This is a genomic window from Mucilaginibacter sp. AK015, assembly GCF_014200785.1.
GTDB lineage: Bacteria > Bacteroidota > Bacteroidia > Sphingobacteriales > Sphingobacteriaceae > Mucilaginibacter.
Genome location: NZ_JACHCV010000004.1, coordinates 257717 through 270120 on the forward strand (window position 1 = coordinate 257717; position 12404 = coordinate 270120).

Annotated in this window: 10 protein-coding genes; 8 read left to right on the top strand and 2 right to left on the bottom strand. The window is 46.4% G+C overall.

The features are described from left to right. The first annotated feature begins 25 nt into the window (after positions 1-25). From tkt to pgl, 7 genes are all read left to right on the top strand, one after another. Complete coding sequence (tkt, locus tag HDC91_RS16040) at positions 26-2032, top strand: transketolase (protein WP_183553882.1); 2007 nt, start codon at positions 26-28, stop codon at positions 2030-2032. A gap of 84 nt (positions 2033-2116) precedes the next feature. Further along, entirely contained in the window at positions 2117-2815 is a 699-nt protein-coding gene (gene rpiA, locus HDC91_RS16045) for a ribose 5-phosphate isomerase A (RefSeq protein WP_183553884.1), read from the top strand. A gap of 120 nt (positions 2816-2935) precedes the next feature. After that, a complete protein-coding gene (gene tal / locus HDC91_RS16050; protein ID WP_162429930.1) occupies positions 2936-4030 on the top strand; it encodes a transaldolase in 1095 nt (364 codons plus the stop codon). Between the two features lie 9 nt (positions 4031-4039). Further along, the gene (locus tag HDC91_RS16055; RefSeq protein ID WP_162429931.1) at positions 4040-4663 is read left to right on the top strand and encodes an HAD family hydrolase; all 624 of its coding nucleotides are present in this window, start codon (positions 4040-4042) and stop codon (positions 4661-4663) included. Between the two features lies 1 nt (position 4664). Continuing rightward, a complete protein-coding gene (gene gndA, locus HDC91_RS16060) occupies positions 4665-6104 on the top strand; it encodes an NADP-dependent phosphogluconate dehydrogenase (protein ID WP_183553886.1) in 1440 nt (479 codons plus the stop codon). A 10-nt stretch (positions 6105-6114) separates the two neighbouring features. Next, on the top strand, positions 6115-7632 hold the full coding sequence (gene zwf / locus HDC91_RS16065; protein ID WP_183553888.1) for a glucose-6-phosphate dehydrogenase: 1518 nt from the start codon (positions 6115-6117) through the stop codon (positions 7630-7632). Between the two features lie 79 nt (positions 7633-7711). Continuing rightward, positions 7712-8431, top strand: coding sequence for a 6-phosphogluconolactonase (gene pgl / locus HDC91_RS16070; protein WP_183553890.1), 720 nt, complete (start codon positions 7712-7714; stop codon positions 8429-8431). A 96-nt stretch (positions 8432-8527) separates the two neighbouring features. Here pgl and gltX read toward each other — a convergent pair whose 3' ends face one another. Both gltX and HDC91_RS16080 read right to left on the bottom strand, forming a co-directional pair. Then, on the bottom strand, positions 8528-10048 hold the full coding sequence (gltX, locus tag HDC91_RS16075) for a glutamate--tRNA ligase (protein WP_183553892.1): 1521 nt from the start codon (positions 10046-10048) through the stop codon (positions 8528-8530). 110 nt (positions 10049-10158) lie between these two features. Then, the gene (locus tag HDC91_RS16080) at positions 10159-11352 is read right to left on the bottom strand and encodes a glycosyltransferase family 87 protein (RefSeq protein WP_183553894.1); all 1194 of its coding nucleotides are present in this window, start codon (positions 11350-11352) and stop codon (positions 10159-10161) included. Between the two features lie 119 nt (positions 11353-11471). Between HDC91_RS16080 and HDC91_RS16085 the strand changes: the two genes are divergently transcribed. Then, on the top strand, positions 11472-12395 hold the full coding sequence (locus tag HDC91_RS16085) for a putative nucleotide-diphospho-sugar transferase (RefSeq protein WP_183553896.1): 924 nt from the start codon (positions 11472-11474) through the stop codon (positions 12393-12395). Positions 12396-12404 lie beyond the last annotated feature (9 nt).

A 12404-nucleotide genomic window follows, 5' to 3' on the forward strand; every position in this document is an offset into this window, starting at 1 on the left:
CATCTTTCTTTTTTTACGCACAACAATGGAAAAACAAAACAAAGAACTGGAACAATTAGCAATAAACACCGTAAGGATACTTTCGGCAGATGCAGTACAAAAGGCAAATTCGGGCCATCCCGGCACGGCAATGGCTTTGGCGCCAATGGGCCATGTACTTTGGACCAAGTTTTTAAATTATAATCCAAAAAATCCTGACTTTGCTAACCGCGACAGGTTCATTCTTTCGGCAGGGCACGCCTGTATCTTACAATATAATTTTTTGTACCTGACAGGGTACGATCTTTCACTTGATGATATCAAAAACTTTCGCCAGTTAAACAGCAAAACCGCCGGCCACCCCGAGTATGGTTTGGCACCGGGCGTTGATGTAACCACCGGTCCGCTTGGCCAGGGCTTTGCAAATGGTGTTGGTTTTGCCATCGCCCAAAAACACTTAGCCGCACGTTACAACAAACCGGGTTTCGACCTTTTCGATTATAACATTTACTCGATAGTGAGCGATGGCGATATGATGGAGGGTATAACCTCCGAGGCGGCTTCGCTGGCAGGCCATCTGCAGTTAGGTAACCTTATATACCTGTATGATGATAACCACATTTCTATTGAAGGGAGTACTGATATTGCCTTTAACGAGGATGTAAGCGCACGTTTCCGTGCATACGGCTGGCATGTTCAGGACCTGCCCGATGTTAACGATACCCACGCCTTAGAACTGGCGCTCATCAACGCTAAATCCGAATCGCAAAAACCATCGCTCATCCGCGTACGGTCGCTGATAGCTTACGGCAGCCCTAACAAATCGGGCACTGCCGGCTCGCACGGTTCGCCGCTTGGTCCTGACGAGATAAAACTGGTAAAAGAATTCTTTGGCTTTGATCCTGAAAAATCATTCGAGGTACCTGCCGAAGTATTAAAATATTACAACGAAAAGGGCGCACGGGGCGAAAAAACCGAAGCAAAATGGAACGAGCTTTTTGCAAAATACAAAGAGAAATTCCCTGAGCTGGCTGCCGAATACGAAACGGCATTTGCTGGCGACCTGCCAAAAGGCTGGGCCGATAAACTGCCGGTGTTTAAAGGATCCGACCCTAAAATGGCAACCCGCCAGGCATCGGGCAAGGTATTGAATGCTATTGCGGCAAGCCTTCCAAACTTATTAGGCGGCGCCGCCGACTTAGCCCCATCAACGGAAACTAACCTGAAAGAGTTTGACTCTTTCACTTCCGAAAACAGGGGCGGCCGCAATTTCCACTTTGGCATTCGCGAGCATGCCATGGGCGCAATTTTAAATGGTATGGCTTTAACAAAAGGCCTGCTGCCGTTTGGTGCAACCTTCCTGCAATTTGCAGATTATATGCGCCCGCCTATCCGCTTGGCGGCCATTATGAAGATAAGCCCGATATTTGTTTACACCCACGACAGTATTGGTTTAGGCGAGGATGGCACAACCCACCAGCCGGTAGAGCATTTATCGTCGTTACGTGCTATCCCTAACGTTACCGTTATACGCCCGGCTGATGCAAACGAAAGCGCTTTTGCATGGAAAGTAGCCATTGAGAAAAAAGGCGGCCCAACTGTATTGGTGTTTACGCGCCAGGGACTACCTATACTCGATCAGGACAAATACGGCAAAGCTGCCGACCTGGAAAAAGGCGCTTACGTGGTATCTAAAGAGAGCAAAAACCCCGACCTGATATTAATGGCAACCGGCTCGGAAGTAGCGCTGGTGTTACAAGCACAGGAAAAACTGGAGGCTGAGGGTATTTCAACTCGTGTGGTAAGTATGCCGTCGTGGGAGCTGTTCGAAGCTCAGAGTGCTGATTACAAAGAAAGCTTACTGCCCAGGGCAAGCCGCAAGCGTTTGGCTGTTGAAATGGCATCGCCAATGGGCTGGCATAAATACACTACCGACGAAGGCGATATGCTGGGCATGACCACCTTTGGCGAAAGCGCCCCGGCAGACGATCTGTACAAGCACTTCGGCTTTACGGTTGATAATGTAGTTAAAAGGGCGAAAGCATTGCTTTAGATATGAGAAGTGAGATTTGAGATAGGAGACAGCTGCGGCAGGTCTTATCTCAAATCTCTTGTCTAACATCTCAAATCTCATAACATGGATAGTTTAATCAGTACGCTTAAATGGTCTTCCGAGATCATTAACCCGGGCGGTAAGCAAAAGGTGGCGCAGCAAATTGCCGCGATGGTAAAGGATGGCGATGTACTTGGCGTGGGTTCGGGTTCTACGGTTTATATGGCTTTACTAGCCATTGCCGAAAGGATAAAGGCCGAAGGGTTAAATATATTGGCTATCCCAACATCTTTAGAAATATCGATGTTTTGCAGCCAGCTGGGAATACCGCTTACTACTTTGTTTGAGCATACACCCGATTGGCTTTTTGACGGTGCCGACGAGGTTGACCCCAACAATTGGCTGATAAAGGGCCGGGGCGGGGCAATGTTCAAAGAGAAACTATTGATAAGGAGCAGTACGCTTAATTATATTATTGTTGACGATAGCAAACTGGTACCAAAGTTGGGGACTAATTTCCCGGTGCCCGTTGAGGTGTTTCCGCAGGCATTGCTGCATGTAGAAAGTGAGCTTAAGAAACTTGGAGCCAACAGCGTTGTACTAAGGCCCGCAAAAGGTAAGGACGGCCCAATAGTTACAGAAAATAATAACCTGATCTTCGACTGCCGATTTGATGAAATCACGGACGCCTTGGAACGGGAAATAAAAGCCATAACCGGTGTGATAGAAAGCGGCCTTTTTATTGGTTACGACCTGCACATCCTGACGGCCGAAAACAACTGACTATTGTGACCTAAACTTAACATAATAAGGAGATTTGGATTATACTATCAGCAGCTCAAAACCTGACATTTGTGCATCAAAAATATTAATAAATAAGAATTACAAACAACATACATTATCATGGCAAACAACGTAAAACAAATACATGATTTCGGCCAAAGCATCTGGCTTGATTTTATTGACCGCGATATCATCAAATCGGGTAAACTACAAAAACTGATCGACGAGGATGGGATAAGAGGTGTAACGTCAAACCCCGCGATATTTGAAAAAGCCATAAGCGGCAGTTCCGACTATGACGAAGATATAAAAACACTGGGCGCAACCGCCAAAACCACCGAGGAGCTTTTCTTTGGTTTAGCAATAAAAGACATCCAGGCGGCGGCCGATCTTTTTAATCCCTTATATAACGAAGGAGTTGTTGGAGCCGATGGATATGTTAGTTTAGAGGTTTCTCCGTTTTTAGCGTTAGACGCCGAAGGCACAGCAAAGCAAGCCGAAGAGCTTTGGAAAAAGGTTGACCGCAAGAACGTAATGATCAAAATTCCGGGAACAAAACCGGGGTTAAAAGCCATCCGCGAGTCTATCGCCAAAGGCATCAACATCAATGTTACTTTACTTTTTGGTTTAGAGCGTTACGAAGAAGTTACCGAAGCTTATATAGCAGGTTTAGAAGACCATTTAGCTGCCGGCCACAATATAGAACACATCTCATCAGTAGCAAGCTTCTTCCTGAGCCGCATTGATGTTGTTGTTGACCCGCTATTGCAGGAAAAAGGCGAGAACGGCCTTGTTGGCGAAGTGGCTATCGCGTCTGCGAAAAAAGCGTACGAAATTTACAAACGCGTATTCAGCAGCGAGCGTTGGAAAGCGCTGGAAGCTAAAGGCGGTAAACCACAGCGTTTGCTTTGGGCAAGCACGGGCAGCAAAAACCCTGCGTTTAAAGATACCAAATACGTTGAGGCGCTTATTGGGCCCGAAACTGTTGATACCGTTCCGCTGGAAACCATCGACGCTTTCCGCGATCACGGTATTGCAGCAGATACGTTGATGTTAGGTTTAGACCAGGCTACCGAAACTTTGGGCAGGTTAAAAGCCCTGGGCATCGATTTAGATAAAATTACCCAGGACCTGGAAGACGAAGGCATCGAAAAATTTAATAAGCCTTTTGAAAAACTGCTGAAAGCTATCGAAGAACAAAAAAACAAGTCATAAGCTGCGCTGATGAAAAACTCAGATCTGAAGATCCTTTTTTTCGACGTTGGCGGCATTTTGCTTTCCAACGGATGGGGGCACGAGTCGCGCCGGGAGGCAGCCAAAAGATTTGGGCTGGATTACGACGAGGTGAACGCGCTGCATAATTTCATCTTCAATGTATATGAAATCGGCAGCATCACGCTGGATGAATACCTTGATACCGTGATTTTTAACCACCCGCGAGATTTTGTACGGGAAGACTTCAAGGAGTTTATTTACGCGCAATCGGTTGAGCTGCCTGATATGCTTAAATGGCTAAAGGAATGGAAAAAAAATTGCGGCTTTCGTATTATATCCATTAATAACGAAGGCAAGGAGCTGAATGATTACCGGGTGCAGAAGTTTAAGCTGCACGAATGCTTTGATGCTTTTATATCATCGTGCGAAGTAAAAATGCGCAAACCCGATCCGGGCATTTGGCAGCTGGCCATGGGTATTGCCCAGGCATCGCCAAAGCAATGTGTTTATTTCGACGACCGGATAATGTTTGTGCGCACCGCCGAAAAGCTGGGCATTCGCTCGTTCCAGCACACCGACTTTGAAACCACCAAAAAAATATTAAACGACCTTAAGAAAGAAAAACTCAATTAACATGAGCAATACAACAAATAAATATGCTTTTGGCATGATAGGTTTAGGCGTAATGGGCCGCAGCCTTTTGCTAAACATGGCCGACCATGGCTTTGCCGTAGCGGGCCATGATAAAGATGCAGGCAAGGTAGATTCGCTGAACACCGAAGGTGGCGACCTTGAAGTTAAGGGCTTTTTAGACGTAAAGGAATTTATACAAAGCCTTACCACACCGCGCGCCATTATGATGCTGGTACCTGCCGGCAAACCTGTAGATAGTGTAATTGCAGAGCTTTCCCCGCTTTTAGATAAGGGCGATATTTTAATTGACGGTGGCAATTCGCACTTTACCGATACCAACCGCCGTGTTGAAGAACTGGAGGCCAAAGGCCTGCACTTTTTTGGGATGGGCGTATCGGGCGGCGAAGAAGGCGCACGCCGCGGCCCAAGCATGATGCCGGGCGGCGACAAGGATGCGTACAATGTAATGAAACCGATATTTGAAGCCATCGCGGCAAAAGTAGACGGCGTACCTTGCGTAACCTATATTGGCCCGGGCGCATCCGGCCATTTTGTAAAGATGGTGCACAACGGTATTGAGTATGGTATTATGCAACTACTTGCCGAAACCTACGAGATCATGAAGAACGGGTTGAAAATGGATAACCAGGCCATGCAAAAGGTATTTGCCGATTGGAACGCGGGCCGTTTACAATCCTTCCTGATGGAAATTACCGCCGAGATATTCACCTTTAAAGAAAAAGGCAGCGACCACTTGCTGTTGGATGATATTAAGGACGAGGCCCGTGCAAAAGGCACCGGTAAATGGACATCACAGGTGGCTATGGACCTACAGGCGCCGTCGCCGGTTATCGATACGGCTGTTGCCATGCGCGACCTTTCAAAATATAAAGAGATGCGCGTAAAGGCATCTGAGCTATACAGCAAAGATGCCCCCGCGCTTGAGGGCGACCAGACCGAATTGCTTAAAGCGTTAGAGCAGGCGTTTTATTTTAACATGATAGTAACCTACGCGCAGGGTATGTTCCTACTTACTAATGCTTCTATCGAATACAAATATGATCTGAAATTAGACGAGATAGCCAAGATATGGCGGGGTGGCTGTATTATCAGGTCGTTATTTTTAAATGATATTTATAATGCTTATCAGAACGATAAGACGCTTGCCCACCTCCTGCTTGACAGCAGCGTGCAAAAATTAGTAACCGAAGCCTTACCGGGCGCCCGCAAAATTGTATCGGCAGTAACTGCCGCGGGTATAGCAGCACCGGCCTATGCCGCGGCATTAAGCTACTTTGATGCTTTCAGAAGCAAACGCATGCCATCAAACCTTACCCAGGCCCAGCGCGACTTTTTTGGCGCGCATACCTATGAATTAATTGGTAAAGAGGGCGTGTTCCATACACAATGGGTAATTAACAAAATGGCCGAAGAGAATTAAAATTATTATCATGAGTAGTAATAGCACAAAATCAGAACCAACCATATTTATCATATTCGGTGGTACGGGCGATCTAAACTCCCGTAAAATTGCACCGGCCCTTTACAATCTTTTTTTAGATGGTTGGATGCCTAACCAGTTCTCTATTATTGGCACCGGCCGCACCAAGCTCGACGATGAACAGTTTAGGGAAAACCTGCATAACGATATCAACCAGTTTTCGCGCAGCGGCAAGGTTGAGGCGAAAAAGTGGGAAGAATTTTCAAAAAACATTCATTACCAGGTATCAGATGCTAACGACTTTGAAACGTATAAAGAGTTTGGTAAGCGCATAGATGCACATAACGCCGAGTGGAAAACCACGGCTAACGTAATATTTTACCTGGCGGTAGCGCCCAATTTCTTCCCGATAATAGCCGCAAACATATCTAAGGCTAAGCTGGCCGAGGATAAGCAGCGCGTACGGATAATTATTGAAAAACCTTTCGGCCACGATCTGGAAACAGCAAAAGAGTTGAACGAATTGCTGAAAGGTATTTTCGACGAGTGCCAGATCTACCGTATCGACCATTACCTGGGGAAAGAAACCGTACAGAATATTATGGCCTTCCGCTTTGCAAACTCCATTATGGAGCCGCTTTGGAACCGTAATTATATCGAGCACGTGCAGATATCAGTTACCGAGCAGCTGGGTGTTGAAGATCGCGGCGATTACTACGATGGCTCCGGCGCTATGCGCGATATGATCCAAAACCATTTACTACAGCTGCTTTGCCACGTAGCCATGGAGCCGCCGGTTAGCTTTAATGCCGATGAAGTTCGCGACCGCAAGGTTGATGTATTAAGGGCCATGCGCAGGTTTAGTCCGGAGGATGTACGTAACTCGGCGGTACGGGGCCAGTATGGCAGCGGCTGGATGAAGGGCGAAGAGGTGCCCGGCTACCGCGAAGAACAAAAAGTTGCCCCGGAATCAAACACCGAAACCTTTGCGGCCATTAAATTTTTTATTGACAACTGGCGCTGGCAGGGTGTGCCGTTTTACCTGCGTACAGGGAAACGCATGCACCAATCGTCGTCGGTAATTACCATACAGTTTAAGGATGTGCCGCATTTGATATTCCCTACCGAAGCGGCCGAGAGCTGGCAGCAAAATAGGTTGATCATTAGCATACAGCCCGAAATGAGCATAAGGCTGCAGGTACAGGCAAAGCGCCCGGGCATTGATATGGTGCTAAATGCCGTTGATATGGTGTTCGATTATAAGGGCACCTATACCAACCAGGCCCCCGAAGCTTATGAAACGCTGATACTGGATACCATGTTGGGCGATCAAACCCTGTTTATGCGCGGCGACCAGGTAGAGGCGGCATGGGAGCTGGTAATGCCGATACTAAGCACCTGGCAAAATAAAAAGAGCCTTAACTTCCCTAATTATTCTGCCGACTCATGGGGGCCGGAATCCGCTGAGGCATTGATAGCCCGCGACGGGTTTAACTGGTTCACGTTGCCGGTTAACGGCAAAAAATGATTTGAAAATGTGCGAATTCGAAGATTTGATAATGGAACCGCACATATATTCAAATCTTCAAATCATCAAATTAAAATAAATGAAGCTGAATATATTTAAAACGGATACTGAAGTATTGGCCTCATTAGCACAGTACTTTGCCGATTGCGCAAAAGAGGCCATTGAGGCCCGCGATCGCTTTACGGTAGCACTGAGCGGCGGCAGTTCGCCAAAAAAACTACATCAATTGCTGGCAAGCGATTATCGCGACACCATTGACTGGGATAAGGTTTACTTCTTTTTTGGCGACGAGCGCGATGTGCCGTTAACCGACGCGCAGAGTAATTACCTGATGGCCAAACAAACCTTGTTCGACCCGCTCGAGATCGAGCCTTCGCACGTTTTTGCCGTGCAAACCCATTTGGGCGCCGAAGAGGCCGCTATCGATTATACCCGTAACCTTATCCATTTTTTCGACGGGCATAATGCTTGTTTCGACCTGGTGATACTTGGCCTGGGGGATAACTCTCATACGGCCTCACTATTCCCGCATACGTCCGTTTTAACAGACGATAGCGCATCGGTGCAAGCGCTTTATATCGACGAAGTAAAGATGAACCGCATTACCTTTACCGCCCCGCTCATCAACAACGCGCACCATATCGCATTTTTGGTTTATGGTGCGGGCAAGGCAGCAGCTGTAAAACATATTTTAGAAGACCCGAAAGATATACAGGAATACCCCGCACAGCTTATTAAAGGCAAAGATCTGCAATGGTTTTTAGACCAGCCGGCAGCCGCTAAGCTTGAAAAGAAATAAAACAGAAAAACGCCGGGGGCTATACGCTTTGAAACAGACATGCACCTTGCGCGCTAAAGGCAAAGAGGCTGTGTTAGTATAAGGTTACACACCTTATCACCCGTTAAAAGCCTCCAACGCCTTTTCTATCCTGATGATGGTTTCGCTTTCGCCGAGTAGCTTGGCTATATCAAACACATGCGGGCCAAACTTGCCGCCAACCAGCATAACACGTAAAGGCAGCATCACATCACCCGGCTTTAGGCCATTTGCTTCGGCAAGGGCTTTAAACCGGGTTTCCAGTTCAACGGCATCAAAAGTTTCGGGGCTGCTCAATATAGCAACAAAAGCATTAAAGAAACTGGTTTTAGCGTCTGTCCATTTTGGTTTTACAGCATTAAGATCGTACACGGCAGGCTGCTGAAAAAAGTAAGCTGCCTGCTGATAAAAATCGGGAAGTAAAACGCAGCGGTCTTTTACGGTATCAATTACCTTTAGCAGGTAGGCCTCATCCTTTACAACAACACCATTCGCTTGTAACACCTCCCACACTTTCAGCTTCAAGCTTTCGGCATCCGCCCTCTTTATCCACTCTGCATTATACCATTTAGCTTTTTCAAAATCAAACTTTGCGCCTGCTTTGCTAACGCGACCGATGGAGAATTTTTCTATCAGTTCATCAAGCGTAAAGATCTCCTGGTCTGTACCATCATTCCAGCCCAGCATAGCAAGCAGGTTCAGGAACGCCCCTGGTAAAAATCCTAACTCCCTGAATCCGGGGGTTAACTCGCCCGCTTTGGTATCCAGCCAGTTCATGGCATAAACCGGGAAACCCAGGCGTGCGCCATCGCGTTTACTTAGTTTGCCATGCCCGTCGGGTTTTAATATCAGCGGCAAATGCGCCCATTGCGGCATATCGGCTCGCCAGCCAAGGTATTCCCAAAGCAGCAGGTGCACCGGCGCCGATGGCAGCCACTCCTCGCCCCGAAAAGCATGCGATACTTTCATCAGGTAATCATCAACCACTACAGCCAGGTGATAAGTTGGCATCCCGTCGGCCTTTAGCAAAACCTTATCGTCAACCTGGTTGGTTTCAAAACTAACATGGCCACGTATCATATCATTGAAGCTAACGGTCTCGTTCTCCGGCATTTTTATGCGGATAACATGGGGCGTACCTTCATGCAATAGCTTCTCGGTTTCCTGCAGGGGTAAATTCAGCGAGTTGCGCAATTCATAGCGGCGTGCGTGTCCGTATTGAAAGTTGGGTATTTCCCTCCGCTTTTCGTTCAACTCCTCAGGCGTGTCAAAAGCATAGTAGGCATGGCCCTGGGCCACAAGCCTTTCGGCATATTCGCGGTAAATGGGCTTACGTTCGCTTTGACGGTACGGGGCGTAAGGGCCACCAACCACAGGGCTTTCGTCCGGGGTAATGCCACACCATTCAAGGCAATCTAAAATGTATTGCTCTGCGCCATCTACATAGCGGGTTTGGTCGGTATCTTCTATTCGTAAAACAAAATCACCTTGGTGCTTTTTGGCAAACAGGTAGTTAAACAAAACGGTACGCACACCACCCAGGTGCAGGCCACCTGTAGGGCTTGGCGCAAAACGGACTCTTACTTTTTTATCTGACATCGCGCAGCAAAGATAACCCTATTAACCGTAAGCCAAAAGGTTGTTGTGAAATGTGGCAGGGAAGCTACAAAAGGATCCGGCAGCTATAAAGCCCGGCACACCTGCTGCACTTACCGTTCTTGCAGTATTCTGTCAGGCAATTTATCGCCGGCAAAATCCTTAAACAGCAGCTCCCACGCTATTTTAAACCAGATAATAATGCATGGGTAAGCCTTTATGGCATAATTCTGCATCCAGATACGGGCGGGTTTAGGGAAGGCGTCCGACGGGCCAAGCCCCGTTACCACTAACAGCAATACCAGCATCACGATATTGAAAGGCGTAAACGGTTTTTGCTGCATCATGATGTATATAACAGCCCCGGCAGTGGCGATAATAAATGTAGGGTGCTCTGATGCCGTGCTGAATATAACTACCATTAACAGCAACGAACACATAATTTGCAGTTGAAACTTTAGGGACGCGTATTGTTTGAACCTCAATAATGCCGCGCCAAAAACCGCTGCCCCGCCCAGCAAAAACGGCCAGTTGGGAATGCTGCTATCCTGGAACAGCCGCCGCACGGCGCCCATCAGGCACCAGTCGAACCCGGTGGTGAGGCTTTGATTGGTTAGGTTTTTTGATGATAAAGCGGTGAACCAGTCCCGGTACGTTTGCACTAAAAATCCCGGGCCGGATATTATAGCCGGCAAACAAAGCAATATAACCAGCCATATCACCGACCATATAATGTATTTTACCTTGTTTTTTGAAAACATAAAGAAAGCGAGCCCCACAATCGGGTATATTTTCATCAGTGTGCCAAATACGGTTAACAGGGTAGCATATTGTTCTTTTCCGCGCCTCACCATAGTAAAGCTCAGGATAATAATAGCTGCAATGCATGGGTTAAACTGCATGTAATGGCTGGAGTTTGCAAACTCTATAGCGCAAAAAAGCAGGATAAGGGTTTTAATACGGTTACTGAAAGGGAGTGTGTTAACGGCCCATAAAAACATTGCGGCATTGCCAACTTCCCAAAAAAAGAAACCCCACCCTTCGGGCATAAGGGCCAGCGGTGCTATAAATACAGTAAACGCAGGGCCGTATATGTACACATCATAATACTCATTGGGGTAATACAGGTACAGGTTTACATGATCTTTAAAATGATAGAACGCTGTACGGAAGATAATATAATTATTATCGATGTGCCTGAAATACTTCAGCTGCCAGCAAAAAACGGCCACGGCAATGTATAATATGCAGGTCCACTGGTAACCTGTAAGGTTAAGGAATTTTTTTGAGGATATTTGCCGGCTCATATCGCGTATAAATTAAAGGAAAAAATATTTATTAGCCAGCTAAATTGCCATTATAGCCATCATTTAAGATAACTTAACGCTGACCATCAGAATAATTGTAAGTTCACGTAACTTTAGCAATGCTTCACAGGATAAAAAATAGCATCGCGTTCAGGTTCCCGGTGTGGATCTTAAAGCCCTTGCTCAGCGTTTTTACAACAGTAAGAACTACATCAAAACCTGTGGCAAACTTTAACTACGTGATATTGTGTGGCCGCGATAGTTATCCTTTTTTGAAACAAGTGCTGTCTTCCATTCAAAAGGTGTTTTCTGAACTTCCATCTATTTATGTAATAACTGATTTTGGTACAACTAACAAAACCATAAAAAAAATAAAAAAGACTTACCCCGGCGGTACATTAACTGCTATTACAGCTGAGCATTGTGTGCAATATCATTTAAGGCAGGGAAACAAATTACTTGCTGCTTATGCTACAAAAAGCCCTATGGGGCTAAAGCTTGCCGGTATTATGCAAATAGTGGATTTAGGCAGACCGGTGTTATATACCGATACCGATGTACTATGGCATAACGACCCTTTAGCGGACATTGGATATTTAACAGATGGGGATATTGACCTGCATATGTCTTATGATAAAAGCCAGGCGTATGACAGCCTGTTGATCAAAAACCAAAACTTAGCGGTTTTAGCCGAAGAACCATACTATTGCGCGGGCATCATGTTTATAAAACAAATAACCGCTCAACACAAGGAGATAATTAAACGTTTGCTACCATCCGTTATAGCCAATAGCACCCATTTCAGCGAGCAAACGATATTTGCATATCTTCAAAAGGTAACCGGCAAGTCTGGTTTAAAGCCCCATAAATATCTGTTAACTTACACCGACCAGTTCGAGATTATTCCAAGCTTTTTGCCAGATGTTATTGCACGGCACTATGTTGGCCCGGTTCGCCATTTATTTTGGAGAGACGCTTTTGCCGGGAAAATTGGCTTTTTGAAAAAAAGCAACGTGCGGATTGAAGGTTTAAACGCCCAATAGTTTTTATCC